This window comes from Gracilibacillus phocaeensis (assembly GCF_900626275.1).
Taxonomy (GTDB): Bacteria; Bacillota; Bacilli; order Bacillales; family Amphibacillaceae; genus Gracilibacillus; species Gracilibacillus timonensis.
The window spans coordinates 277,332-301,842 of the sequence record NZ_LR131143.1 but is presented as its reverse complement, the minus strand read 5'-3'; the positions used below and the strand labels follow the sequence as shown (position 1 = coordinate 301,842).

Here is a 24,511-nt window from a genome sequence, read left to right as displayed (position 1 = left end):
GAAAAAATAGGGAAGGATGAGAAAGATGTTTACATTAGATGGAATTGAAAAATTAAAAAATAATAAGAGCCGGTCGATTAATCCGGAAAATCCTACTGGTGCACCAGGTAGGGGTGGGACAACAGATAGTGACCTCGGTCCCAGCCGAAAAGGGAATCCAAAAATAGACTTAAAAAGTGGGGAAACAGCTACACTAGCAGAAATAGAAGGACCAGGTACGATTCGTCATATCTGGATGACGGTAACAGAGGCTACCACACATGGTAGTTTCGTCTTGCGCGACTTGGTGCTGCGTATGTACTGGGATGGAGAAGATACTCCTTCTGTAGAATCGCCGCTAGGAGACTTTTTCTGCAATGGGTTTGGTGCCCGTTGTGAAGTGAATTCGATGCCGATTGTCGTCAATCCATCCGGTGCGATGAATAGCTACTTTCCGATGCCATTCCGTGAGAAGGCGCGTATTACGATAACCAATGAACATGAAGGGGATATCGAGGCTTTCTTTTATACGATCAATTATACCGTAGAAGATGAAATCGATAAAGATACCGCCTATTTCCATGCACAATGGCGTCGGGAAAAGTACACCAAGGAAGCCGTTGATTATACGGTAGTCAGTGATATTAAAGGAAAAGGGCATTATGTAGGAACGTACCTTGCTTTGACTGCTTTAGAACGTTATTGGTGGGGCGAAGGCGAGTTTAAATTCTATATCGATGACGACGAAAAGTATCCGACCATTTGTGGTACAGGCACAGAGGATTACTTTGGCGGTGCTTGGGCGTTCCATAAGAAGCATGATGATGGCACGATTAGTTCTTCCACCTATAATACGCCGTTTATGGGCTATGCCTTTCAATCGACGGAAGATCATACAAGGGATCATTTTCCGCGTAAGGATAGTATTCCAACTCACGGTTTTGGCCGAGATGCCTTACCAATGCATGGCCTGTACAGATGGCACCTGCCTGATCCGATTCGTTTTGAAGAAAACTTGACGGTCACGCTTCAGCAAATTGGCAATGATGATATTGGCTTGTTTGAACGAGCGGATGATATTGCTTCGGTTGCCTATTGGTATCAAACCAAGCCGCACCAGCCTTTTCCAGAACTACCGGGAGTGAAAGATCGACGTCCGCGTTAAGCAAATCAAAGAAGAGGTTATCTGTTTTTGGCAGATAGCCTTTTTTTCATTTCAACTAATAAAAATAGGAAGAAAATTACGAAGATAAGTTTTACATTATGTATTTGGGTTGTTAGTATACCAATAACAAGAAACATAATGTAAATAGTGTTATAAATTGGAGTGGTTGACGTGTTTGTTATAGTGACCGTGGTTTCTAGTGTGATTTTAATGACCTATTCATTATATGGGCTATTTTTTGATGTGAATGAACTTTATTATTATGTAAGCGCTACACTTTTTGTTATTATTTTAGCAAGTCTTGGTGCAGAGGAGATAAGAAAGAATCATAGAAAATTTGGGATGACTTTATTAATTTTGTCGATTGTTTTAATCTTGATTTATTCACTAAAATTTTTCACTCATGTATAAGTTATGCTAACATGTAAAAAGAAAATGTTATCCTATTGTTAAGAAAGCGTCATCGTGGAAATGGCGACCAAAATCCAAGTGTGAAAACTAAAAAACGGTAGTCATCTGGAAAATGACGACCAAAAATGGACTGGAGAATCAGGGGTGCATTACATGGTGAAAATAATGCTGGAATTGTCATCTCTTATATATGATATTGAGGTACATGAAAGGAGACGATATGGCACTAGGAAATATTTGGACTTTTTGAGTGAACAGAAAGGAAGAAGGATTAGAAGAGGGTATAACAAAAGGCGCAGAGAAACGGAATAAAGAATAGCTTTGAAGTTGATAGGTAGCTTATCGGTCCGTAATCCAATCAATAGAATCGAAAATTTGTTTTCCATAAAAAAGAGTGAGCCGCTGTACTGTAAGCAGGCTCACTGCATGGTCCTTATTTAACTCTCCATTTCCACAGAAAGCTGTTCACCAGTTTCTGCGTCTATCGTCACCTTTACCTCTTGCCCTTCTGTATCTTTAAAGGTAATCTCGTAAGCGATCACGCCATTATCTTCATCTAAGCTCCAGCTTGTAGTGGTTAAGTTGTCTGCTTCTGGTGCCTGCTTTGCCGTTATGATAGCATTTTCGATCGCCACGTAATCTCCCATAGCGAGCGCTTGCGGTTGATCGTCAGCATCCAAGGCTTCTTCCTCTTGATAAATAACTTCTCCAGAACCGTCGATATGTGCTGTATATTCATTCGTATCATCAAATCCATCTATTTCGTAAATCAATTCGCCATTTTCTTCATCTAGGTCAATCGAATCTACTTGCGTATCGGGAAAAGTTTGCTGATAGAGATCCAAGGCTTCTTTTACAGATAAGGCAACCTCGTCAATGGATAAGTGTTTTCCATTGGTGTTGGTTTCTGTTATATCAACGTCAGGGTCATTGTAATTCTCATTGGCTGGTCGTTCATCGACCGTGTCATTATTATCGTTGTTATTACAGGCCGCTAAAAGCAACAATAGTAGTAGCGTTAACCATACAATACCTCTTTTTTTCATGATCAATCCGGTCCTTTCTGTTTCTATCGTTTCGTCATTATCATAAAGTATGCCCTTTTGTCTTCCTTTTATGCGGTAGAAACATGTTATAATGGTTGTAAGAAATAAGTAGGATAAGGAGGCTAAACCATGCGTACAGAAGAAGAAATGATGCAGCTGATTTTACAGGTTGCTAAAGATGATCAACGGATTCGTGCCGTGGGGATGAACGGTTCACGAACCAATCCGAGGGTACGAGCGGATATTTTTCAAGATTATGATATGGTCTATGTAGTAGAAGATATGGAAGCGTTTGTTCAAGATTCAAGCTGGGTTGGTGCCTTTGGTGAACGCATTATCATGCAAACACCAGAGGCAATGGAGCTTTTTCCGCCGGAATTAGGTGGCATGTTCTCTTATTTAATGTTATTTACTGATGGCAACCGCATCGATTTGACATTGTGTCCGGTTGAGCGTGCAGAGGAATGGCATGGGGGAGATCGATTGGCGAAAGTGTTACTAGATAAGGATCATCGCCTACCTTCTCTGCCAGAGCCAAGCGATGTAAATTATTGGGTAAACAAACCAAATCAGCAGTTATTTGATGATTGTTGTAATGAGTTTTGGTGGGTATCTACGTATGTGGTCAAAGGACTGTGGCGTCGAGAAATTATTTATGCACAGGATCACTTGCAGATTATCCGAGAAATGCTCTTGCAGATATTAAGCTGGCGTGTAGGAATCGAAACCAATTTTTCCTTGAGTGTGGGAAAATCGGGCAAGCATTTGGAGCAATTGCTTACTGCCCAGGAGTGGGAACAGCTGATGGAAACCTATGCTGCTGGTAATTATCAGAGCGCTTGGCGGGCACTGGATGCCATGTGTTCCCTGTTCCAGCAAACCGCTAAATATGTGGCAACCTCATTGGATTTCCGATATCCGACGGCAATGGTGGAGCGAGTGCGGTCTTATCTGGATCATATTCGTCAATTGCCAGCTGCTGCGAAGGAAATTTATTGATAATGGGCGTGGTTAAAACAGGTGAGGACGAATAATGATCATTTAGTTAATGGTCTATCAAGTTATCAGACAAGCTTCATTTCTTTTGAAAAAGCAGGTGATCAAATGACTCTTCCACAAGGGATTTATATTATAACAGGGATTATGGCTTCCGGAAAAACGACGGTGGCACAGAGGTTGGCGGAAAGAATCGATCATAGTGTGCACATAAACGGCGATATCTACCGAAAAATGATTGTAAACGGAAAAGAAGAGATGACGAATGAGCCCTCTTCCCAAGCCATAGAACAATTAAGATTGCGCTATCATTTGACAGCCATGGCTGCAGAAGCCTACTATCGTGCTGGTTTCACCGTAATAGTACAAGACAACTATTTAGGCAAGGAAGCTTATCATTTTTTACGAGAATTTCAGACCAAGTCGCTTTACTTGATTACACTTCATCCAAGTTTAGCCGCTGTGCAAACACGGGAACAGACTCGAGATAAGACAGGATATCATACATGGGATGTGGCGGCATTGCAAGAAGTGCTAATCAAGGAGAATCCTCGCATTGGTTTATGGATTGATTCAACAGAGATGACTGCCGAGGAAACGGTGAAAGAGATTATGAATCGAGGAGAAAAAGAAGCACGGATTAATTTATGAGGGGTGTGATGAATGATCAATATTACATCAGAATTAGCTAAGCAGTTGGTGGTAGAGCAGTTTCCGGAATGGTCGGCATTACAAGTGAGACAGGTAAAAAAAGGTGGACATGACAATCGCACGTTTCGGTTAGGGGAGACAATGAGTCTGCGGCTGCCTAGTCATCAGGCTTATGCCGCAGCGATTGAGAAGGAGGCCAAATGGCTGCCATATCTAGCACCGCGATTAGATATGGCAATCACTACGCCGATTGCCAAAGGAGAGCCCTCTGCTATTTATCCGCTACCGTGGTCGGTTAATAATTGGTTAGAGGGAGAAGCGTTGTCAGTTGCTCCTGTCGATATGCCCCAATTTGCCGTAGATTTAGCACAATTTCTCACGCAACTGCAATCGCTTGATGCGGAAGATGGTCCAAGTGCAGGTGCTCACAGCTTTTATCGTGGAGGAGATTTCGCTGTTTACAGGCAGGAAACTGAGAAAGCCATTCAGCAATTAGCAGATGTAGTAGATACGGATCGATGTCAACAAATCCTCGCTAACGCATTAGCAACTAAATGGACAAAAACACCGGTCTGGGTGCATGGTGATATCGCTAGTGGAAACTTGCTGGTAAAGAATCGTCAATTAGTTGCGGTGATTGACTTTGGCACATCAGCAATTGGCGATCCAGCCTGTGATTTGGTGATGGCCTGGACCTTCTTTGATCAGGAAAGCAGAGAGATTTTTAAGAAATACCTGCCGTTGGATGAGGCCACTTGGCAGCGGGCAAAGGGCTGGGCACTGTGGAAGGCACTGATTACTTACCATGCAGAAGATCAAGACGTGCGACAATCGGCACGCCATACCTTAGATGCCATCTTATCTGAGTAATAGCAATACTTCTGTTTATATAACATAGTTTTACGCTTCTTCCAGCCACTATGCCTGAGTGGGCGGAGCGTTTTTCGCTCACCCTTCCATATCCCGTTGTCGGTAGCCGATAAAACCAAACAGAATCAACAAACAACTGATCAACAGAAACAGGAGGCATACCGTTAAGGAAAAATCTTCACTAGGATAAGCAGGTATATGCTCGTAAAGGGAGAGATTTTTCACCCCTTTTGGTAAATCTAATAAATCCCCAAGATAAATTACAATAAAGCCATAGATCACTAGAATCCAGCTGATCGATGTAAGCTTGGGCAGCCATCCCAGCAAGCAGAGGGTAATACCAGCAACAACCAGCAGAGCAGGGATGTAAATGATTGCTGAACCGAAGACATCCTGCCAAGACATCATATTATCGGTGGTCAAGGAACCTATTCCCCAGATACTGAACGCCAGCAACACAGGGAAAATACAGACAATCAAGATGGCTAGTAATGTGTAGCTCATGTACCATTGCAGCCGAGACAAAGAACGACTGTAGAGTAATTCTGTCCGCTGTGCTTGTTCTTCTCCACGCAGCTTCAGGATAGACAGGATCACAGGAGCAGTTATGAAAACGGCCATCATCGCCATCAATAATAGCACGAATTGCTCGATCAGGCTTCCCTCCGCCGTTAATAATTCCTGGATCGTTTCATTTTCTGCTAGAAATACCTCTAACTCATTTAATATGGCTGCAAAGGCACTACCTAATAATAGAATCCCAATCAGCCAGGAGAAGATCATGGTCTTTTGCAGGTGAAAGACGAACCCGAATGTTGTTTGTAAGATAGGGGAAGCCGTCCTGCGTCCTTTGCGCTCGGGAAGAAAACCAGCGTCTATGTCTCTGATCGATTGCAGGTAATAGGTAATCAGTGTTATGACAACTGCTGCTATGAGTAAAGCAACAACCGGCCACCAATCATTATCGGTAAATACATAGGCGCGTGACAGCCAGCCTAAAGGACTGATATAGGAAAGGGCGGTAAATTGTACATCTCCAATCGCGCGTAATATATAACAGAAAAACAATATCCCCAGTGAAAAAGTGATCGTACTTTTCGATGTCTCTACCAGCTGGGCACACCATGCAGTAAGACTACCGAAAAGTATACCAGTTGCCCCTAGTACACTGCTGTATAAGAAAGCACCTTGCCAATCCATACCGTCGATCTGTAAGACAACGATGCCAACGGTTAGTAAGACGGTTAAGAGCATATTAGTTACCAGCATTAGCAGCAAAGAGACGTGTAAGTAACTTAATCGCCCCACAGCCCGCGAACGGACCAGCTCCAATATCCCCCTCTCTTCATCATCTCTTGTAGCCTTGGCCATTAGCAGAATATTCATGATGGCAACAGTGACAGCAGAAAATAGTAACATTTCCATCGCAAACAAACTGCCGATGATTTGATAATCATCATAACCAATCCCTAACATCGCCACCATGGTAGGGTTATCCATTGTGAAACCATAAGCCTCTCGGTCAGCCTGATCTTCATACATAGAAGGGTAAGCAGAGGCGACAGAGACTATAACGACGGTGAGCCCGGTAAGCCAATAAAACAGGCGCATTTTATGCTGACGCAGTAAAATCGAGAACAGCCAATGTGACCCTTGAAGGTGGCGCATTATCTTTCCCCTCCGTTTCCACTTTGTTCATAGTGACGCATGAACAAGTCTTCCAACGTCGGTGGGCTGCTTTCCAAGCGGATGATTCCTTGCTGGCTGATATACTGCATAATCGTATCCAACTGCTCCATGTCAACTTGGAAAGTAACGGCAGCTCCATTTTCCTCGATGTCATGGATTCCTGGATAGGCAGGTAGGTCGCCCAAAGCTTCACGTGTTTCCACGGCAATATGCATGCGCGTTAAGTGACGTAATGTTTGCAAGGATCCTTGCTCGATAATACTTCCTTGACGGATAATAGCCACGCGATCGCAGAGTTTTTCTACCTCGGATAATATATGACTTGAAAGTAGTACCGTTTTACCATTATTTTTCACTTCTTGTACACCCTGTTGAAAAACATGCTCCATTAACGGATCCAATCCAGAAGTGGGTTCATCCAAAATATACAAGTCTGCCTCAGAGGCGAAGGCGGCAATGAGGGCAATCTTTTGTCGATTCCCTTTGGAATAGGAACGGCATTTTTTGGAGGGATCAAATTGAAACCGTTCGATCCACTGATTTTTTAATGATGTATTCGAGCTGCCGTTCATTTTCATTAGTACATCAATGACTTCTCCTCCGGTAAGATTGGGCCAGACATTTACATCGCCTGGAACATAGGTGCACCGTTTATGGATAGCAGCGGCCTCCTTCCAAGCATCCATGCCAAATATCTCTGCTTTGCCGCTAGTAGGTTTTAACATACCTAAAAGGATGCGAATCGTCGTTGATTTGCCAGCACCGTTAGGACCAATAAAACCATAAATCTCCCCAGCTTTTAATTCCATGGAAACCTGGTTCAAGGCTTGGAAACGTCCGAATCGTTTGGAAATTTGTTCTAACTGGAGTATGTTCATAGGAAAACCTCCTCTTGGAATTATGAAATATTATATGTTTTATATTTCATTTCTTATGATATGCTCTTTGTTTAAGATTGTCAATGAGTTTTGAAATAAAATAATTAAAATATTTCAAAATTTTTATGTTAAAATAGGTATAATAAGCGTGAAATGATGGGTTGATGAAGAAACGAGGGAAGAAAAAATGAACGGATTTGAACGCAGGAAATTACAAAAAAAACAAGCGATTTTAGAAACAAGTCTGCGGTTATTTCAAAAAAAAGGATATAAAAAGGTCTCGATCGCAGAGATTGCCAAGGAAGCAAATGTATCACAGGTAACGATCTACAATTACTTGGAAAGCAAGGAGAAATTGTTAGAAGAAGTGATCGTTTATTATATGGACCAGATGTGGCAGAGGTATCAGGCTTTAATGGAAGAGGACATGTCATTCGAGCAGAAAATCAAGCAATTATTTTTAGATGAAATCGAGATAGCGAATGAAGTCAGTGAGGAATTTCTGCAATTTATCATGCAGTATTATACAGAAGAAGGGAATTATATCGAGAAAGTCTATCAAGAAAAGGTGCTACCTGCACTGATTAAACTGCTGCACCAAGGAAGAGAAGAGGGCTATATCCATGAACAAATCAGCGATCAAACCTTGTTGCAGTATCTACAAATGTTTACCGACTATCTCCAAAGAGAAGGCGTCATGCAAGAGATGCTACCTGTTTCAATGGAATTTAGCCGCTTATTTTTCTACGGTATTGCAGGCGAAAATCCTGGGGATAAAGAATAATAAAAAAACAAAGGGTCTTGAACTGAGAAAAGTTTCCAGATACTATTTGTTAGGATAATGATGAGTAGTTAACAGCGATACAGGATACGTCGCCCTGTCTAAGGTCAATTTTTTAATACGCTATCACTCCAAACGCCATTTGAACGGTATGTACCGGTAAATGGCGTTTTTAAATGGTGCCTTGACAAAAACATATCAGTAATATATTATTTACTTAAGTAATATATTTTTAACTTAAGTAAAAATAATCTAACGAAGGAGTGAGTTTGTGAAAAAAGAAGAAGGAATACTTCGTAATAACTTGTACATCTTAAGAGCGGAAAAGCGTTGGCCACAAAAATATGTTGCAGAACAATTAGGTGTGACAAGACAAACCGTTCATTCTTTAGAATCAAACAAATATAATCCTTCTTTGAAATTAGCTTTTGAAATAGCGTTATTATTCGATAAGCAGATTGAAGACATTTTTGATTATACTAGAAAGGGTGATACGAAGTGATTAATATAATGATTGTCTTATCCATTGTTATTGCTAGTTTTGGTTTAGGGAGATATATTACTTTTTCCTCTAAGGAGGGGAAGGATGAGCGGGGAGAATCGATACTTGCTAAATCTTCACATATCACAGTAGGTTTGTTATTTCTTATTTATGCGATTTTCATTTTAATTATCTCTTTTTCCAATATCTCAGCTGAAGTACTTGGTTTAATGGTTGTTATTGGATTATCTGCCCTGATTCTTATTAATGGTTTAGCCATTATGTATTTCCGTAAAAAGATATAGAAATCCGCTTAGGCGTATTCGAAAATGTATGTAGGTTCCCCTGTATATTGATAGATCTGTAAAGCACGCTAAATACTAATAGACAAGAAATATAAAATTCTCAGCAACCCTGCTTCTAATGGAAGAATCATGATTCCACTAGAAGCAGGTTTTTTAAAAGAGAAGAAAACATAGAATCCTTAGTATAATGGGATTTGGGACGATTTGACCTTGAATGAACCAGAGTACCTTTCACATAATCCATCTTATCGGCAGTTAGTAGCTAGCTTCGGGTGGTCATAAAGAACCGGCGGATTTCAGCCCGGTTTTTCTGATTTTATCTAAAAAACAATTGACTTTTTCACGGTTATGCTATATGGTTAGTTACATAAGTAATTAACCAATTAAGGAATGAGGCTAATGAATAAAGATTGGGATGAAAGCAAACCGATTTTCCTGCAGGTCAAGGAACAGATTGAGGACGCTGTGATGGATGATTCGTTAAAGGCGGGAGATCGTGCCCCGTCTACTAATGAATTTGCCAGCGTCTATCAAATCAATCCGGCGACGGCTGGGAAAGGGATTAACGAGCTAGTCGCGGAAGGTATTTTGTTAAAGAGGAGGGGTGTGGGGATGTTTGTGACAGATGAAGCAAAGGAGATTGTTATCGAAAAACGGAAGCAAACCTTCTTTGAACATTATATGCTGCCGTTGAAACGAGAGGCGAGAAAGCTGCGCATGAATGAACAGGAATTAATCGATATGTTAAGAAGAGAGGGTGATTTGGATGAAGATTGAGGTGAAGCATTTAAGTAAAAAATATGGAGAGACATATGCTCTAAACGACGTCTCGTTCACGTTGGAGGAGAACAAGATATATGGCTTGCTCGGTCGAAATGGGGCGGGGAAGACGACGTTTATGGACATTTTAAGCGGCCAGATTCTTGCTAGTTCAGGGGAGATTACCATTGATGGTGAAAGGCCGTTTGAAAACCAGCGTTTAACCGAATCGATTTGTTTGATTAAGGAGGCCGATAACTTCAGCCCGGAATTGCGCATTAAACAAGTGCTGAAGATCTTTGCTTATTTTTATTCGGGCTGGGATCAAGCAATGGCAGAAGAATTGCTGGAGACCTTTAATCTAAAACCATCGATGAAGATCAAAACCTTATCAAAAGGGATGGAATCGGCCTTGGGCATTACGGTGGGATTGGCAAGCAAGGCACCGATCACAGTATTTGATGAGCCGTATATTGGAATGGATGCCCCGTCACGTAAGGCGTTTTATCAGATTTTATTGGATGATTATCAAGAAAATCCTCGAACGATTATTTTTTCAACCCATTTAATTGATGAGGTGAGCTTGATGTTTGAAGAAGTGCTGATCTTGCAAGAGGGTGCTTTGATTTTGGCAGAGGATGCGGAGACATTGAGAGAGAAAACCGTTGGTGTATCAGGTCCAAAGGCAAAAGTAGATACCTTTTTAGAAAACAAAGAGGTGATTCAGCGGACCGACTTAGCGGGTCATTCGATGGCTTATGCTTATGGTACGAGGCAAGAAGCGGAAACAGTGGGGCTGCAGACAGAAGCGGTTCCGATTCAAGAACTGATGATACATTTAACAGAAAAGAAAGGGGGATAATCGATGAATCATCAAATCAAAGGCATGCTTTATTATTATACGCAGGGTGTACTTCATTCTACGAAAATATTTTGGACGATACTGGTGGCCATTATACTGACCATGAATATTATTTGTTATCTCTTATTAGATGTTGCGGACTTTGAGATGTATTTCGCTATTCCATTTGCTACGTATACCAATGTGGCGATTGTTTCTTACCAGTTGATTAAAGGAAATGTGCCATTTGGCCTGAAGATGGGCGCAACCAGGAAAAATATCTATATCATGCAATTGTATTTTATGGTATTGTATTCCTTTGCGATGGCTGTTGCTGCCAGCACTTTTCGTCAAATCATCGAATGGTTACAGCAATGGGCTGGCATTACGAATTATCAATTTGTTCACCCAGCGATGGCGTTAACGGATAATTGGGCGATGCGAATCGTGGTAGATACGCTGGTGATGTTCTTCTTGATGGCTGCATTATACTTGATTGCACTTATCTTTTATCGAACCGGTCTGTTAGGCGGTGGTATTCTGCTAGGTGCCATGTTAGTCACCGTATTGTTTGGGGTGTTTGAAGGCTGGATGATAGATTTGGTAATGAATGTAATTCCTAATGTTGATTTTATGTCTTTCGTTATCCTATTTGCGATTGGGATTGTCTTCTCTTTGATTGGTTTTCCATTTATGCGCAGGATTACGATTGTGCAGACACGTTAATATAGGCTGTGGAGAAACGGTGTCCAACTAGGACGCCGTTTTTTAATGAGGTTGCAATGTTAGATAATTTATAGTATTATTTAACTGATCAATCAAAAAAATGGTTATACAGTTAAAAAGGGTGGAGAGATTATGCAACAGGAAACCGTCGTAGGGTTATCAAAGTTAGATAAAGGGATTCTGATCGTCCTATCACCGCTAATTGGCGCATTGTTGGGCTGGTTTATTCCAGTAATAGCGGATTGGCTGGTGATGGTACCGTTTATCCCGTTTGATCCATTCTTTCGCTGGATTGCAGCTTGGGATAATGTTTGGGTTCCTGTCATTGGACTCGTTATTGGGCTGATTGCTGGAGTCATTTTTATCATATATGCCTTTAGCGAATCGTTGAAAATGACGATGACCGATCAAGGTGTTACGCTTAAAAAGCTTGGTCAGCAAGAGTACTTAGAACGAGAAGCGCTTTCTGCTGTTTACCTGGATCGCAAAGAGATTGTCTTTTTAGGAGGGCAAGGACAGGAGTTATACCGTGGGGAGTCTGAAGCGAAGGTAACGGCAATCGAAAAAGCCATGCAGGACCACCGATTTCCGTGGCAGAGAAACGATCCATATGCTGGCCACTATCAGCGTTGGGTAGCGGATCACCCTGACTTTTCCAGTGCCATTAATGCCTTACTATCTGCTAGGGAAAAGGCATTGCAAGCGGATGATTCTAAAGAAGCGAACACCCTACGCAAAGATCTGGCAGCAGAAGGCATCGTTATTCATGATGAAGATAAACGCCAATATGTAAGAATAGCTGGAGGGACGACACAGTGACACAAGAGCAATCATTTATTGGAGCAGCTCGCCGTGAGCAAATCATCAAGGCAGCTATCGAGGTATTAAATGAAATCGGCTATGTCAAGGTCAGTTTAGCCAAAATCGCGAAACAGGCAAAGATAAGCACCGGACTGATTTCTTATCATTTTTCAGATAAAGAGGATGTATTGAACCAAACTTTGATGTATGTCGTTACCACCCAGATCCATTATATTAATGAAAAGGTGGAAGCAGAAGAGGGTCCATATCAGAAATTACTTGCCTTTATACAGGCTAGCCTCACCTATCAAACAGAATATTATAAGTATAATGTAGCCATGCTGGAGATTATTTTTAATGGCCGGACAGCGGACAATATCCCGTATTACAAACTGGCAGGGGATGACGAGGATGCTTTATATCTACAATTAGAGGAGATACTTGTTCAAGGTCAAACGGAAGGTATATTTTCGTCCGCCATCCAGCCGAAGACAGCAGCTATACTGATCAATGGAGCGATTAGCGAGAGCTTGTTGCTGCAGAATGATTCGTTTGATATGGCTAGCTACCAGGAAGAGTTAGTGGTGCTGGTGACACGGATGGTGAAGGAGTGAGCAAAAAAATTCTCCAATCAGGTAAATGAAGCGTCAACAATATTTATAGTAAGCAGAAATAAAACACCTCTTTATCCCTTTTGATATAATAAGAGTGAAGAGGTGTTTAGTTTTGTCGTTTTGAATGGAAGCATGTTTGAATTTTTCCTGAAAATCTGTTACATATAAATGAAACCAACCACTATTTCCATTCGTAACTATTTTATAAGGAGTGATAACATGAATACAGGATCAGGTTGTATGAAATGCGGCAGTCGAAATGCCGATCAAAAAGAGGTGGCGATGACAGGAACGGGACTATCGAAAATGTTTGATGTACAGCATAACCGTTTTATTGTGGTTTATTGTACGGATTGTGGTTACTCGGAGTTTTACAATAAAGAAGCCTCTACAGCAGGTAACGTGCTTGATTTATTTTTTGGATAAGGTCAGCCATTATCTTTCCATCCTTTGGAATGATAAAGGATGGAGAGATATCAACGATCCCCTTGACAATGACAGATAAGCGAGGTAAAATAAAATCACTATCTGGTTATACAAGATAGAAAAAGAGTGAATAGCTAATGACACAACAAAGGGTATTAGCTTTTTTTATCACCAACTATCTTGTTTAACAATATAGTGAATGGAGTTGATTAGATGTCGATACGGAGTCAGCTATTGAAAGGAATACTGGATGGTTGTATTTTATCGGTTATAGCAGACGAATCGGTATATGGTTATGAGCTGTCGAAGAAGTTACAGCAAGTCGGATTAAGTGACGTAAGTGAGGGAACGATATATCCCGTCTTATTACGCCTGCAGAAAAATGGCATGATTAAAGGCGAAATGAGACCATCTGCTTCTGGTCCTAATCGTAAATACTATGATATTACCGAGCAAGGGGAAGAAGCGCTAGAAATTATTCAAGAGGAATGGGATTTATTAGTAGGTCCAGTTAGTCAATTATTGCAAGGAGGGGAAACGCCATGAACGCAAAACAATTGATCGAGGAGAATAATCAGAAACGGGAACAACTCAACGCTGAAAATGAAACCTATTATGAAGATTTGCTACTGTATATTCGAACCGATTGGCATGTGTCAGAACAACAAGCAGAGGAATTATTGCTGGAATTACTCAATCATTTGCTAGAAGGACAACAAGAAGAAAAAACGGCTGCCGAGATATTCGGCGATAATCCAAAGACCTACGCCGATCAATTAATCGAACAATTGCCTCAGGAAGAGAAGGGATCCCGATTTGATTTTGTGACTTCTTTGTTGTTACAGATGGGTGCTTATGTCTTGATCATACGAGGGGTGCTACTACCGGTATTGTCATTATTTACAGAGGTGAATAGCGAAGTGAATCTCTTTTCCTTATTGCTGCAAGTGCTGGTGATTGCATTCATGGTCTTTGGAATCATACGGTATATCTTTTATGTGATGCATAAATCGGTGTTTACGGTTAACCGCGCAGCGTGGAAGGAATATGTCAAAGTTGGTGTGACGGCTGCTTTTGGTTCGTGTGTGGTCGTTCTAGGTGTTATCTGGCTGCCTGAAATCGGTCCATCATTTGGGTTTCCTTGGTGGTTATCACTACTATTGGGGGTTGTTGTGGCTTGGGCTGCTAAGATGATGAAAAGAAAATAAAAATAAAAAGGTCTATCCGTTGGTGATAGACCTTTTTATTATTCAAACCATGTCGCGCTTTCCTCTTGATGTGATTCTATGAGCTGTTTCACTTCTTTTTCGTTATTCAAATCGCCGAGCTTCGTATCATACCATTTCTCAAGTTCTGTTCGTGTGAGTGTGTATGATTCATCCTTAAATGCAAAGGTTACCTTCTCCACATTTTGTACGAGTGTAAAGAGAAAGGTAGCATTGTAAAAGGCCGTGTATTGATATTCTTGCTCGAGATTGTCTGCCATTATCTCTTGGTAGTGTAAGATAATCTCATAAGGTTCTTCTTTTGTTTGCAGCTCCATTGATTCAAAAGAGTCTGCATTTGGCAGTTGAAAAACAATCGAGGAAATAGCGTTATTATCCCCCACAAAGGAGTCATTCCATTGAAAAATGCCCTGTTCTTTCCCTAATGATTGACAGGCGCTAAGGATAAATGTAATGCATAGTAAGACAGCTGTAGTCAAGATAAGCTTCTTCATAAGCAACCCCCTTCACTTGTCCTGTGTTTATTATACCATGCTAATGTAAAAGGGAGAAGTATTTTTATCGTTATTTTTACGTACACATTGTTCATCGTACGATCGTTTTTCTAAGCAAATAAGTGCACCAGACTAAGATCAATCCAGATAATATCATTACACTGCAAAATAGGAGGCTCCCTATGGTTATCGTACTAAATAACAGCACTCCACTAATAAGAAGCAATAAACCAATCAAAGTGCAAGTCCTGCGAAACCACAGCATCTTCTTGCGTAACATGGTAAACAAGCTTAACATGAAACAGTATAAACCAGACAGGAGACAAACGATAGGAAAAAAGCTGAAAAATTTAATAGCATAAACCAAGAAATCCAGCGCAGAGATATCTGCCGGGAATATAGGATGTTCGTGCAATAAATGAGTAAACGGCGTGGTGTGCTGCCATTCAGATTTATCTTCTAGTAAATAACTTCCTTCATACAGTGCCGCCAATAAGGAAAGTACAAAGAAACCAAAACTAACGAGTAGTTGCACGAATAACCTGCTTTTTAAAAGGAATAATTGGCTTATTTTTGCAGGGATGGACCAAACCATAAAGAGCCTCCTCGTTTGATTGTCTGCTATTTTTAAATGTGGATAAGCAGTACAAGATATGCGTTGGATTCATTGATTATGCTTAGTAAGCGTATACTTTTTATCTTTAGCTTGCTTGAATCGAAAGAAAAAGTGGAGTACAATGAAACACATAAGGTCATCTGATGACTATTTTTTTTACTATTTGCATAAGGGCATACGAGTATATGGAGTGGAAGATATGGAATATAAACAGATTAAATCGGAGAAGTTATATGAACAAGTAGCTGCTTCTTTAATGGATATGATGAAGCAGGGGAGCCTTGCCTCAGGTGATAAATTAGATTCTGTGGAACAGTTGGCTCGTCACTTCGGAGTAGGGAGATCTGCAGTACGAGAAGCACTCAGCGGTTTACGTTCGATGGGGTTAGTGGAAATGCGCCAAGGAGAAGGTACCTACATCAAGGATTTTGATCCAGAACAATTTACCTTGCCTGTCAGTGCCGCTTTTCTGATGAAACAAGATGATGTCAAAGAATTGTATCAAGTACGAAAGATTTTAGAGGTTGGAACGGCTGGGTATGCGGCGACAGGTCATCAAACAGCTGATCTAGCAAGAATCGAGCAAGCGCTTCAATTAATGGCAGATGCTAACGGAGATGATGCCTTAGCCGAAAAAGCCGATATTGATTTTCACATCGCGATTGCAGAGGCCACCCATATGGATTTACTCCTTCATTTAATGGGTAGTGTATCCGACCTCATGTCAGAAACGATCCGGGAAACCCGTCGAATTATTCTATATGCAGCAGGGCGGGCAGATACCCTTTTTCAAGAACATGAACGAATCTATCAAGCGATTAAACAACGTGATAGCCAGCAAGCAAGGGATGCGATGTATGACCACTTAGAAAATGTCGAGCAATTATTGTTTCAACAACTAGATAAGTAGAATAAAAGGGGTGGGGAGAAATGAAGGTATCCTTATTTATTACCTGTGTAAGTGATATCGTATTTGCCGAAGTAGGAAAGGATTCTGTGGAATTACTAGAAAGATTGGGGTGTGAAGTAGACTTCCCTGACTCACAGACATGTTGTGGTCAGCCTGCCTATAACAGCGGGTATGTGACCGAGGCGAAAAAAGGGATGAAGCAAATGATCAGGGCTTTTCAAGATTCCGACTATGTGGTTGGTCCGTCCGGCTCCTGTGTCGGCATGCTGCGCGAGTATCCCAAACTATTTAAAGGAGATGCAGAATGGGAACAGCCAGCGAAGGAATTAGCGGAGAAAAGCTATGAAATTAGCCAGTTTATTGTGGATGTGCTGGGAGTAGAAGACGTCGGCTCTACCTTTAAAGGAACAGTGACCTATCATCCATCCTGCCATATGACGCGTGTCCTTGGAGTGAAGGAGGCGCCGCGTAAATTATTAGAACATGTGCCTGGCATTGAGTTTATCGAATTACCGGTGGCAGAGGATTGCTGTGGTTTTGGTGGAACCTTTGCCGTGAAAAATGCCGCTATCTCCCAAGAGATGGTCAAAGAGAAATCCGAGCATGTCTCGGAAACAGGAGCAGAATATCTGGTCGGTGGCGATATGGGCTGTTTGATGAATATTGGGGGAAGAATGCGACGTGAAGGCAAAGACGTCAAGGTAGTTCATATCACGGAAATCTTAAATACACATGAGTTGGGAGGGGAGAGGGTATGAGCATTAAGATTAGTGAGACTTCTTATAAGGAACGCGTCGATCAAGGCATCGACAATGATTTTATGCGCCAAGCCGTCTCTTCTGCACAAGGTCGTTTTCGTAAAGGGCGCTTGTCGCAGGCAGAAGAGCTGGGCGATTGGGAAGATTGGCGCCAGTTAGGATCAGAAATTCGCAGCCATACACTAGAGAATATTGATTATTATTTGTATCAGCTTAGTGAACAAGTTGAAAAACGTGGCGGGCATGTCTTTTTTGCTGAAACGGCAGAGGAAGCGAATGACTACATCGAAAATGTGGTGAAAAAGAAAGAAGCCAAAAAAGTAGTCAAAACGAAATCGATGGTGACAGAAGAAATTGGTTTGAATCATACCTTAGAACAGGCCGGAGCAGACGTGGTCGAATCAGATCTTGGGGAATGGATTCTGCAATTGGATGAAGATCCGCCATCCCATATTGTGACACCGGCTTTGCATAAAAACAGACAGCAAATCCGGGAAACCTTTGCCGACAAAAAGGGATATGATCAAACCGATGTGCCAGAGGAACTTGCGGCTTTTGCCCGACAACAGCTTCGGGAAGAATTTCTTAGTGCAGACGTGGGGATTACCGGATGTAACTTTGCGATTGCCGATTCGGGTGCGGTCACGTTAGTTACGAATGAAGGGAATGCCGAAATGGTCACCTCCCTGCCAGATACCCAGATTACGGTGATGGGGATGGAGCGGATTGTGCCATCATGGGAAGATATGGAGGTGTTGGTTAGTCTGTTAACCCGTGCAGCGGTTGGACAAAAACTAACTAGCTATATTACCGCGATTACCGGTACACGTCTAGAAGGGGAAGTGGATGGTCCAGAAGACTATCATTTGGTCATTGTTGATAATGGCCGTTCCAAGATTCTAGGCACGGAATTCCAGTCTGCCTTGCATTGTATTCGTTGTGCCGCTTGTATCAATGTTTGTCCGGTCTATCGCCATGTCGGCGGGCATGCCTATAATTCGATTTATCCGGGTCCGATTGGTGCCGTATTAACGCCGCTTCTGGATGGCTATGACGACCATAAGGAATTACCATATGCTTCCTCTTTGTGCGCGGCCTGTACAGAGGCATGTCCCGTGAAGATTCCGTTACATGAGCAGTTGATTCGTCATCGCGAGATTATTGTTGAGGAAGAAAAACGCTCACCAGCAATGGAACGGATTGCGATGAAAGGATTTGCGCAATGGGCCTCCCATCCGGCTGCTTATAAATTAAGTACCAAAATGGCGAGAACCGCCTTGAAACCATGGACCAAAGAAGAGTATGTCGAGGACGGGCCAGGTCCATTAAAGGGTTGGACGGATGTCCGTGATTTTCCAGCACCTGGTAAGCAGTCCTTCCGCTCTTGGTGGAGTAATCATCAAAAGGGGGGAAAGACGAATGGCGATTCATAATCGAGATGCCTTTTTAAGTAAATTAGCAGCTAATCTGGGACGTCCCCAGCGCAGGGAAGGCGTCGAACGACCGGATTATTCGGTACAGCCGCAGCAGCGGGTGTTTCAAAACTACACAACGGAGGACTTGATCGATGTACTACAAGAGCATTGTCAGGTGATTCATACCGATTTTGTCCGGACATCAAAGGAAGAATTGGTGCCTACACTAAGAGAAGTACTAGATAAATATGAGGCAAAGTCACTGATTGCTTCAAAGGATCCACGCAATCACGCATATGGTTTGGATCGTGCTTACCAACAGTTTGCCGAGGATATCGATGTCCATATCTGGGACGCTTCACTTGGCAAGGAAAATCAAGTGATTGCGGAAAGAGCGGATGTCGGCATTTCCTTTAGTGATATGACGTTGGCGGAGTCTGGCACGGTAACTTTATTGACTAATAAGGACAATGGCCGGTCGATCAGCCTGCTGCCGAAAAGCTATATCGCGATTATTCCTAAAGATACGATCGTTCCCAGGATGACGCAAGCGGCACAACAAATCCATCGCGATCATCAAGCCGGTCAAGATCCCGCTTCTAGCATCTGTTTTGTGACAGGACCAAGTAACAGCGCCGATATTGAAATGAACCTGATCGTCGGGGTGCATGGTCCCGTTCATGTAACCTATATTGTAGTGGATTAATGAATCATATACTCCCGTGAAGACATGGTTTCGTTGTATGTTTTTATGGGAGTTTTTTGTGAATCCAACGAGCAAGGAATAGATCTTGGCTCCGTGAAAATGTGTGGATCTAACGGACAAAAAACAGAGGAATCGCAAAGTTTTGTCCGTAAGAATGGATCTAACGGACAAAAAACAGAGGAATCGCAAAGTTTTGTCCGTAAGAATGGATCTAACGGACAAAAACAGAGGAATCGCAAAGTTTTGTCCGTAAGAATGGATCTAACGGACAAAAAACAGAGGAATCACAAAGTTTTGTCCGTAAGAATGGATCTAACGGACAAAAAACAGAGGAATCGCAAAGTTTTGTCCGTAAGAATGGATCTAACGGACAAAAAACAGAGGAATCGCAAAGTTTTGTCCGTAAGATTATATAAAAAACAAGTTCATACGGAAGAAAAATTCACTTATTCACAGACAGGAAAATTTTACTGTTGGGCGTTACGTTTTTTTGATTTATGATTGGATTTTGGTCATCATTTCTCAAATTTTAAATGGAGAGTTGAATAGTAAAGCTATAATTGTTAACATTTGAATAAATATCTAGAAAAAGTGGGGATCGGATGAAAAAGATTATTTGTACCATTGCACTTTTTATGGTTGTTGCATGTTCCCCCAAGATAGAGAATGATGAAAGTAATTTACCTACGATTGAAAGCGATAACATAAAAGATGTAACAGCTTCTGTAAAAGATTTTGAATATCAGAATGACTCTATGATTACTAATATGAATTTGACACTTACAGCAGAAGAAATAGAACAATTCATCAGCATTTATAATAGTATACCTAATAATAGGGCTACTAAAATAGATAATATTCAAGGTAATGTTGGTTTCATAATATACTTAGAAAATAACCAAGAAATTAGAGTTCAACAAAATTCAGACATGGAGATTTTCACTACTGTTTCAGATAAATACTCCGTTAAATATCCTCAAATAACGGATTTTATTATGGCTTTAATAGAAAAAATGAAGGAGAATGATTAAATGGCATTTTAGCAAGTGGCTTAAGTATGGGCTTTTGCTATTCCCGTTAATATTTCTCACATTTGCGAATCCTAATAATTCACAACGCTGCTGCCATAAGAACCATCGAACACCCTCTATTTTATCCTCTCTCTTTTTTAGCTAGTTCCTATGCTCAAAGATAGTATGTGTAAAATAATACTCGAAAGTGATAAAAAATCCCCATAGCCAAAAAAGAGAAGGTACTCTATCATAAAATGTATGCTTTGCAGGGCATAATACATTTACGAAAGAGGCCTTCTCATGGAACTTATTATATCAAAACTATATGAATTAATAAAGGATACAACGAATGTGATTGAAATGGAGGAAGAAGCCCATCGTTTGATGTATGGTTGTTTCACAAGCTTAGTAGGGCAAGTCTTTCGAGAACTAGATCGTGTACTGGTATCTCAACGCTTGGCAGAAGGGTGGAAACGAGAACGTACCGATAGCCGAAGTATCCAGTTTATATTTGGGATGGTCACGTTCGATCGTACGTTGATGAAGAATCCAAATGGTCAAGCGATGTATCCTTTAGATGAATGGATTGGTTTGCGTAAAAGACAGCGCTACAGTCCTTTGGTGGAGGTTAAAGTAGCCGAGATGGCCAGTGAAAGCACATATCGGGAAGTGGCTCATACATTAGAAGCATGGACGCCTGTCCACCTGAGTCATCAAACGGTAGGACATATGGTAAAAGTGGTAGGGAAAGCGCAGGCCCAAGCCGATCAAGACCGAGTGGCAGAGATGGAGGAAGCTACTTCCTTACCCAATGGGGAAAAAGTGGAATACTTCTATGCAGAGGCGGATGGCGTCTTTATTCGAGGATGTCAAAAGAAACAACATATAGAAGTGCGGCATGCCATCCTGTATGAAGGCTGGGAGAAGAATGGGAAACGAATCTCCCTTCAGGAACCAACTGTTATTATGACCACCCAACCAGTGGATGCCTTTTGGGAGGAGGTACAGACAATGGCAGCCAGTCGATACAGCTTAGAAGAGACGCAAGTAGTGACAAATAGTGATGGAGGCAACGGTTATACGGCCGAACGATTTCAAACCGCTTTTTCCCAATCGAAACATCAGGTACTGAATCAGTTGGATGCCTATCATGTGGCTCAAGGGGTCAATCGTGCTTTTCCCAAGGAAGAGAAGGGGTATAAAAAAGCCGTCCGACAGGCATTAAAAGTACATGATTTGGATGCCTTTAAGCTACAAGTAGACACATATGAGAGCACGTTAGAAGACCCAAAACAGATCGAGAAAGTGCAGCGATTCCGCCAGTATATTCTTCATAACTGGTCTCGCATCTATGATTGGCGGGAGGTAGTCTCCGATTGTCCAAAAGATGCCAGAAAACTAGGGGCGATGGAATCTCATCAACGACAGGTGTCCTTCCGTATGAAAAAACGAGGGATGCATTGGAGTGCCGCAGGTGGAGAAGCCATGGTCAAGATCAAACAAGGCATACAAAATCAAACCTTGCGACCAGCTTATTTAGCGAACCAGCAACGAAGTACAAGAAAGCAAAGAGACGTGAAAAAGGGAATCCGAGTGGCTGCCTTACTGCGTCAGCCGACTAGAGCTTCTATTGGTGCCAAACAAGGCAGAATACCTCTGTATGAGGCTCATTCATCAGCTATGGGGTATCTAGTTAAAAGTTTTTAAATCATAGCCTCGGTGGTGCGTGAAGGTTCTTGAACGGTGGAACCTTCACACACCACCGAGGGGAACAAGCGATAGCGCGTTAGTCTAGGCAAGTGTACAAAAAGATAGAGTCTGAACTATTGGTGGGAAAAGCTTGTCGAGAAAAACTTGACACATACCAAAGATATACCGACTTGCAAAAAATCACCAAACCCTTTAAACTAAATAATAGATAAACAAAGAACGGAGGTGAGGAGATGTTTGATCAAACTGTTTTGTTGCGCGGCTTTTGGACGGAATTCTTGTTTTTAAACCGTGCAAAATTTGCGGATTTAGTTGTTAACGGGATACGTGTGTCCTTTTTGAACAACTAAATAGGTAAACAAAACAGAGAAAACATCTCTACACCATTATTTAACAGACGTTGGAATGGAGGGGCTTTTTCATGCTCCTCTTTTTTCGTGATGTACCAGCTGTTGGAGATTCATCAGCAAGGAACAGCACGATTGGTTCAACGAATAGTTCACAATAGGTCATGGAGAAGTACGTCTTCTCGATGGCTTTTTTTACATTGAAGGAGGTAAGAGGCATGATCGTTTGCAGTGCCCAACAAATCAATAAAAATTACGGGGGAAGTCCCGTTTTGGAACAGATATCGATGGAAGTAAAAGAAAGGGAGCGGATAGGCCTGGTTGGGAGAAATGGCAGTGGTAAAACAACACTGCTTCGTTTGTTAACCGGAGAAGAAACGCCGGATAGCGGTCAAATCCATTGGCAAAAGGAAGCGAAAATCGGCTATCTTCAACAAATAGCAGATGTTGAGTATTCCGCCACGGTTTATCAAATGTTGCAACAGGCATTTTCTCATTTGAAAAAAATAGAAAATCGCATGCAGCAATTAGAACAGAAAATGAGTCAGCCGGAAAATCAAAAACAGCTAACGCAATTCATCGAAACATATGGTGCCCTACAGGAGCAATTCCTTGAAAAAGGCGGATACGAAATCGAGGCAATGATCCGCAAAGTGGTCAGTGGTCTGCAGATCAAGGAGTTGGTTCATCAGCATTTTGGTTCTTTAAGCGGGGGAGAACGAACCAAGGTAGGTTTGGCAACACTGCTCCTGCAACAGCCGGATTTACTATTCTTGGATGAGCCAACCAATCATTTGGATCTCGCGGCAGTGGAATGGTTAGGGAATTTCATTCGTCATTATCAAGGGGCAGTCGTACTTGTATCCCATGATCGTTATTTTCTAGACGAGACGGTGACGCAAATTATCGAGTTGGAGGATGGCGGCATTCATACGTATCATACCAATTATTCCGGTTTTGTGCAGGAACGGGAAGAGCGGCTGCTTAGAGAATTTCAAGCATACCAAGAACAACAAAAAAAGATCAAAAAAATGAAAGAGACAATCAAACGTCTGCGAGATTGGGCAAACCGTGCTAATCCACCCAATGCTGGACTGCATAAACGAGCTCGAAATATGGAACGGGCTTTAGAACGAATAGAGAAACTGGAGCGGCCGGTATTGGAACGCAAAAAGATGAATCTGGACATGAACTTAGCCAATCGCAGTGGCAATGATGTGGTCATCATGGAAGAAGTTGCTAAAGGATACGGGGATCAACCGCTTTTTCAAGAAGTAAACATGAAGATTTCCTATCAACAAAAGGTGGCAATCGTCGGCGAGAATGGTACCGGCAAATCGACCTTATTAAAACTGATATTGCAAGAAATAGCACCAGATGATGGAGAAGTGAGAATCGGCAGTAATGTAAAGATGGGCTACCTGTCCCAACATACATTTGCGGATGTCAAAGATCAAACGGTCTTGCAGGTATTCCGTGATCAAGTCCAGCTCACAGAAGGGCAGGCGCGTCATGAACTAGCCAAATTTTTATTCTATGGTTATGATGTCTTCCAGAAAGTAGAACAGTTGAGTGGCGGAGAACGGATGCGTTTGCGGCTGGCACAATTGATGCATCAGGATACCAATCTGCTGTTATTAGATGAACCGACCAATCATTTGGATATCGAGTCCTTGGAAGTATTAGAAGAAGCCCTTAGTGATTATGCAGGCACGATTATCGCCGTATCCCATGATCGATATTTTTTGAATCAATTATTTGAAAGGATTTTTTGGGTGACCAACCAGCATGTTCACTGTCTGGAAGGGAATTATGACTGGGCAAAAGAAAAAATAAGCGAAACCGAATAAAAAAACACAATAATGCGTTTAATTTTTATGAGGTTCTTTCTCTTTAT

At 41.7% G+C, this 24,511-nt stretch carries 29 protein-coding genes; 24 read left to right on the top strand and 5 right to left on the bottom strand.

Annotated elements, in window-relative coordinates:
• Positions 1–25: 25 nt before the first annotated feature.
• Positions 26–1,144 carry a glycoside hydrolase family 172 protein gene (locus E0E32_RS05955; RefSeq protein ID WP_066188029.1) on the top strand — a complete coding sequence of 373 codons (1,119 nt, stop codon included), beginning with the start codon at positions 26–28 and terminating at the stop codon, positions 1,142–1,144.
• A gap of 848 nt (positions 1,145–1,992) precedes the next feature.
• Here E0E32_RS05955 and E0E32_RS05950 read toward each other — a convergent pair.
• On the bottom strand, positions 1,993–2,601 hold the full coding sequence (locus E0E32_RS05950; RefSeq protein ID WP_130859271.1) for a PepSY domain-containing protein: 609 nt from the start codon (positions 2,599–2,601) through the stop codon (positions 1,993–1,995).
• A gap of 129 nt (positions 2,602–2,730) precedes the next feature.
• On the opposite strand from E0E32_RS05950, the gene E0E32_RS05945 reads away from it, so the two are divergent.
• The 3 genes from E0E32_RS05945 to E0E32_RS05935 are packed head-to-tail and all read left to right on the top strand — an operon-like array spanning position 2,731 to position 5,118.
• Entirely contained in the window at positions 2,731–3,600 is an 870-nt protein-coding gene (locus E0E32_RS05945; RefSeq protein WP_130859270.1) for an aminoglycoside 6-adenylyltransferase, read from the top strand.
• Between the two features lie 21 nt (positions 3,601–3,621).
• On the top strand, positions 3,622–4,248 hold the full coding sequence (locus tag E0E32_RS05940) for an AAA family ATPase (protein WP_350308619.1): 627 nt from the start codon (positions 3,622–3,624) through the stop codon (positions 4,246–4,248).
• A 12-nt stretch (positions 4,249–4,260) separates the two neighbouring features.
• On the top strand, positions 4,261–5,118 hold the full coding sequence (locus E0E32_RS05935; RefSeq protein ID WP_130859269.1) for an aminoglycoside phosphotransferase family protein: 858 nt from the start codon (positions 4,261–4,263) through the stop codon (positions 5,116–5,118).
• A 78-nt stretch (positions 5,119–5,196) separates the two neighbouring features.
• Here the strand turns inward: E0E32_RS05935 and E0E32_RS05930 are convergent, their stop codons facing one another.
• The gene (locus tag E0E32_RS05930) at positions 5,197–6,786 is read right to left on the bottom strand and encodes an ABC transporter permease (protein ID WP_130859268.1); all 1,590 of its coding nucleotides are present in this window, start codon (positions 6,784–6,786) and stop codon (positions 5,197–5,199) included.
• Complete coding sequence (locus E0E32_RS05925; RefSeq protein ID WP_130859267.1) at positions 6,786–7,685, bottom strand: ABC transporter ATP-binding protein; 900 nt, start codon at positions 7,683–7,685, stop codon at positions 6,786–6,788. Before E0E32_RS05925 ends, E0E32_RS05930 begins: the two co-directional genes overlap by 1 nt.
• Positions 7,686–7,872: 187 nt before the next feature.
• Between E0E32_RS05925 and E0E32_RS05920 the strand changes: the two genes are divergently transcribed.
• The 11 genes from E0E32_RS05920 to E0E32_RS05870 all read left to right on the top strand — a co-directional run bounded on the left by E0E32_RS05920 (position 7,873) and on the right by E0E32_RS05870 (position 14,627).
• Positions 7,873–8,469, top strand: a complete 597-nt coding sequence (locus E0E32_RS05920; protein WP_130859266.1) for a TetR/AcrR family transcriptional regulator — start codon at positions 7,873–7,875, stop codon at positions 8,467–8,469.
• Between the two features lie 268 nt (positions 8,470–8,737).
• Entirely contained in the window at positions 8,738–8,968 is a 231-nt protein-coding gene (locus E0E32_RS05915; RefSeq protein WP_066188016.1) for a helix-turn-helix transcriptional regulator, read from the top strand.
• Positions 8,965–9,252, top strand: a complete 288-nt coding sequence (locus E0E32_RS05910; RefSeq protein WP_130859265.1) for a DUF2178 domain-containing protein — start codon at positions 8,965–8,967, stop codon at positions 9,250–9,252. The genes E0E32_RS05915 and E0E32_RS05910 overlap by 4 nt, the downstream gene beginning before the upstream one ends.
• Before the next feature lie 399 nt (positions 9,253–9,651).
• Complete coding sequence (locus E0E32_RS05905; protein WP_066188012.1) at positions 9,652–10,029, top strand: GntR family transcriptional regulator; 378 nt, start codon at positions 9,652–9,654, stop codon at positions 10,027–10,029.
• Positions 10,019–10,873: an ABC transporter ATP-binding protein gene (locus tag E0E32_RS05900; protein WP_066188010.1), complete on the top strand. Its 855-nt coding sequence runs from the start codon at positions 10,019–10,021 to the stop codon at positions 10,871–10,873. Before E0E32_RS05905 ends, E0E32_RS05900 begins: the two co-directional genes overlap by 11 nt.
• Before the next feature lie 3 nt (positions 10,874–10,876).
• The gene (locus E0E32_RS05895) at positions 10,877–11,578 is read left to right on the top strand and encodes a hypothetical protein (RefSeq protein ID WP_066188008.1); all 702 of its coding nucleotides are present in this window, start codon (positions 10,877–10,879) and stop codon (positions 11,576–11,578) included.
• Between the two features lie 132 nt (positions 11,579–11,710).
• Positions 11,711–12,397, top strand: a complete 687-nt coding sequence (locus E0E32_RS05890; RefSeq protein ID WP_066188006.1) for a YqeB family protein — start codon at positions 11,711–11,713, stop codon at positions 12,395–12,397.
• On the top strand, positions 12,394–12,993 hold the full coding sequence (locus E0E32_RS05885) for a TetR/AcrR family transcriptional regulator (RefSeq protein ID WP_066188004.1): 600 nt from the start codon (positions 12,394–12,396) through the stop codon (positions 12,991–12,993). The genes E0E32_RS05890 and E0E32_RS05885 overlap by 4 nt, the downstream gene beginning before the upstream one ends.
• Before the next feature lie 219 nt (positions 12,994–13,212).
• Entirely contained in the window at positions 13,213–13,419 is a 207-nt protein-coding gene (locus E0E32_RS05880) for a zinc ribbon domain-containing protein (RefSeq protein WP_066188002.1), read from the top strand.
• Positions 13,420–13,632: 213 nt separating this feature from the next.
• Entirely contained in the window at positions 13,633–13,965 is a 333-nt protein-coding gene (locus E0E32_RS05875; RefSeq protein ID WP_066188000.1) for a PadR family transcriptional regulator, read from the top strand.
• Entirely contained in the window at positions 13,962–14,627 is a 666-nt protein-coding gene (locus tag E0E32_RS05870) for a DUF1129 family protein (RefSeq protein WP_066187998.1), read from the top strand. The genes E0E32_RS05875 and E0E32_RS05870 overlap by 4 nt, the downstream gene beginning before the upstream one ends.
• Positions 14,628–14,665: 38 nt before the next feature.
• Here E0E32_RS05870 and E0E32_RS05865 read toward each other — a convergent pair whose 3' ends face one another.
• Complete coding sequence (locus E0E32_RS05865) at positions 14,666–15,139, bottom strand: DUF4825 domain-containing protein (protein ID WP_066187995.1); 474 nt, start codon at positions 15,137–15,139, stop codon at positions 14,666–14,668.
• 91 nt (positions 15,140–15,230) lie between these two features.
• Positions 15,231–15,734 carry a DUF4306 domain-containing protein gene (locus tag E0E32_RS05860; protein ID WP_130859264.1) on the bottom strand — a complete coding sequence of 168 codons (504 nt, stop codon included), beginning with the start codon at positions 15,732–15,734 and terminating at the stop codon, positions 15,231–15,233.
• Between the two features lie 220 nt (positions 15,735–15,954).
• Here E0E32_RS05860 and E0E32_RS05855 point away from each other — a divergent pair, with 220 nt between their 5' ends.
• From E0E32_RS05855 to abc-f, 9 genes are all read left to right on the top strand, one after another.
• Positions 15,955–16,665 carry a FadR/GntR family transcriptional regulator gene (locus tag E0E32_RS05855; RefSeq protein WP_066187993.1) on the top strand — a complete coding sequence of 237 codons (711 nt, stop codon included), beginning with the start codon at positions 15,955–15,957 and terminating at the stop codon, positions 16,663–16,665.
• A 20-nt stretch (positions 16,666–16,685) separates the two neighbouring features.
• The gene (locus tag E0E32_RS05850; protein WP_066187992.1) at positions 16,686–17,423 is read left to right on the top strand and encodes a (Fe-S)-binding protein; all 738 of its coding nucleotides are present in this window, start codon (positions 16,686–16,688) and stop codon (positions 17,421–17,423) included.
• The gene (locus E0E32_RS05845; RefSeq protein WP_130859263.1) at positions 17,420–18,856 is read left to right on the top strand and encodes a LutB/LldF family L-lactate oxidation iron-sulfur protein; all 1,437 of its coding nucleotides are present in this window, start codon (positions 17,420–17,422) and stop codon (positions 18,854–18,856) included. The genes E0E32_RS05850 and E0E32_RS05845 overlap by 4 nt, the downstream gene beginning before the upstream one ends.
• A complete protein-coding gene (locus E0E32_RS05840) occupies positions 18,843–19,544 on the top strand; it encodes a LutC/YkgG family protein (protein WP_066187989.1) in 702 nt (233 codons plus the stop codon). The genes E0E32_RS05845 and E0E32_RS05840 overlap by 14 nt, the downstream gene beginning before the upstream one ends.
• Before the next feature lie 45 nt (positions 19,545–19,589).
• A complete protein-coding gene (locus E0E32_RS22100; RefSeq protein ID WP_165444972.1) occupies positions 19,590–20,045 on the top strand; it encodes a hypothetical protein in 456 nt (151 codons plus the stop codon).
• Between the two features lie 101 nt (positions 20,046–20,146).
• On the top strand, positions 20,147–20,575 hold the full coding sequence (locus tag E0E32_RS05835) for a hypothetical protein (RefSeq protein WP_130859262.1): 429 nt from the start codon (positions 20,147–20,149) through the stop codon (positions 20,573–20,575).
• 282 nt (positions 20,576–20,857) lie between these two features.
• Entirely contained in the window at positions 20,858–22,264 is a 1,407-nt protein-coding gene (locus E0E32_RS05830) for an ISLre2 family transposase (RefSeq protein ID WP_130858900.1), read from the top strand.
• Positions 22,265–22,500: 236 nt separating this feature from the next.
• Positions 22,501–22,617 (top strand): RAxF-45 family protein, encoded by a 117-nt coding sequence (locus E0E32_RS22595; protein WP_286171750.1) that lies wholly within the window; start codon positions 22,501–22,503, stop codon positions 22,615–22,617.
• A gap of 215 nt (positions 22,618–22,832) precedes the next feature.
• Complete coding sequence (gene abc-f, locus E0E32_RS05825) at positions 22,833–24,464, top strand: ribosomal protection-like ABC-F family protein (RefSeq protein ID WP_130859261.1); 1,632 nt, start codon at positions 22,833–22,835, stop codon at positions 24,462–24,464.
• Positions 24,465–24,511: the final 47 nt, after the last annotated feature.

What these genes read in the sequence shown, in the direction of transcription:
- E0E32_RS05955 (WP_066188029.1), top strand. Translation starts at nt 26, where the DNA reads ATGTTTACATTAGATGGAATTGAAAAATTAAAAAATAATAAGAGCCGG.
- E0E32_RS05950 (WP_130859271.1), bottom strand. Translation starts at nt 2,601, where the DNA reads ATGAAAAAAAGAGGTATTGTATGGTTAACGCTACTACTATTGTTGCTT.
- E0E32_RS05945 (WP_130859270.1), top strand. Translation starts at nt 2,731, where the DNA reads ATGCGTACAGAAGAAGAAATGATGCAGCTGATTTTACAGGTTGCTAAA.
- E0E32_RS05935 (WP_130859269.1), top strand. Translation starts at nt 4,261, where the DNA reads ATGATCAATATTACATCAGAATTAGCTAAGCAGTTGGTGGTAGAGCAG.
- E0E32_RS05930 (WP_130859268.1), bottom strand. Translation starts at nt 6,786, where the DNA reads ATGCGCCACCTTCAAGGGTCACATTGGCTGTTCTCGATTTTACTGCGT.
- E0E32_RS05925 (WP_130859267.1), bottom strand. Translation starts at nt 7,685, where the DNA reads ATGAACATACTCCAGTTAGAACAAATTTCCAAACGATTCGGACGTTTC.
- E0E32_RS05920 (WP_130859266.1), top strand. Translation starts at nt 7,873, where the DNA reads ATGAACGGATTTGAACGCAGGAAATTACAAAAAAAACAAGCGATTTTA.
- E0E32_RS05905 (WP_066188012.1), top strand. Translation starts at nt 9,652, where the DNA reads ATGAATAAAGATTGGGATGAAAGCAAACCGATTTTCCTGCAGGTCAAG.
- E0E32_RS05900 (WP_066188010.1), top strand. Translation starts at nt 10,019, where the DNA reads ATGAAGATTGAGGTGAAGCATTTAAGTAAAAAATATGGAGAGACATAT.
- E0E32_RS05895 (WP_066188008.1), top strand. Translation starts at nt 10,877, where the DNA reads ATGAATCATCAAATCAAAGGCATGCTTTATTATTATACGCAGGGTGTA.
- E0E32_RS05890 (WP_066188006.1), top strand. Translation starts at nt 11,711, where the DNA reads ATGCAACAGGAAACCGTCGTAGGGTTATCAAAGTTAGATAAAGGGATT.
- E0E32_RS05880 (WP_066188002.1), top strand. Translation starts at nt 13,213, where the DNA reads ATGAATACAGGATCAGGTTGTATGAAATGCGGCAGTCGAAATGCCGAT.
- E0E32_RS05875 (WP_066188000.1), top strand. Translation starts at nt 13,633, where the DNA reads ATGTCGATACGGAGTCAGCTATTGAAAGGAATACTGGATGGTTGTATT.
- E0E32_RS05870 (WP_066187998.1), top strand. Translation starts at nt 13,962, where the DNA reads ATGAACGCAAAACAATTGATCGAGGAGAATAATCAGAAACGGGAACAA.
- E0E32_RS05865 (WP_066187995.1), bottom strand. Translation starts at nt 15,139, where the DNA reads ATGAAGAAGCTTATCTTGACTACAGCTGTCTTACTATGCATTACATTT.
- E0E32_RS05860 (WP_130859264.1), bottom strand. Translation starts at nt 15,734, where the DNA reads ATGGTTTGGTCCATCCCTGCAAAAATAAGCCAATTATTCCTTTTAAAA.
- E0E32_RS05855 (WP_066187993.1), top strand. Translation starts at nt 15,955, where the DNA reads ATGGAATATAAACAGATTAAATCGGAGAAGTTATATGAACAAGTAGCT.
- E0E32_RS05850 (WP_066187992.1), top strand. Translation starts at nt 16,686, where the DNA reads ATGAAGGTATCCTTATTTATTACCTGTGTAAGTGATATCGTATTTGCC.
- E0E32_RS05845 (WP_130859263.1), top strand. Translation starts at nt 17,420, where the DNA reads ATGAGCATTAAGATTAGTGAGACTTCTTATAAGGAACGCGTCGATCAA.
- E0E32_RS05840 (WP_066187989.1), top strand. Translation starts at nt 18,843, where the DNA reads ATGGCGATTCATAATCGAGATGCCTTTTTAAGTAAATTAGCAGCTAAT.
- E0E32_RS22100 (WP_165444972.1), top strand. Translation starts at nt 19,590, where the DNA reads ATGGGAGTTTTTTGTGAATCCAACGAGCAAGGAATAGATCTTGGCTCC.
- E0E32_RS05835 (WP_130859262.1), top strand. Translation starts at nt 20,147, where the DNA reads ATGAAAAAGATTATTTGTACCATTGCACTTTTTATGGTTGTTGCATGT.
- E0E32_RS05830 (WP_130858900.1), top strand. Translation starts at nt 20,858, where the DNA reads ATGGAACTTATTATATCAAAACTATATGAATTAATAAAGGATACAACG.
- E0E32_RS22595 (WP_286171750.1), top strand. Translation starts at nt 22,501, where the DNA reads ATGTTTGATCAAACTGTTTTGTTGCGCGGCTTTTGGACGGAATTCTTG.
- abc-f (WP_130859261.1), top strand. Translation starts at nt 22,833, where the DNA reads ATGATCGTTTGCAGTGCCCAACAAATCAATAAAAATTACGGGGGAAGT.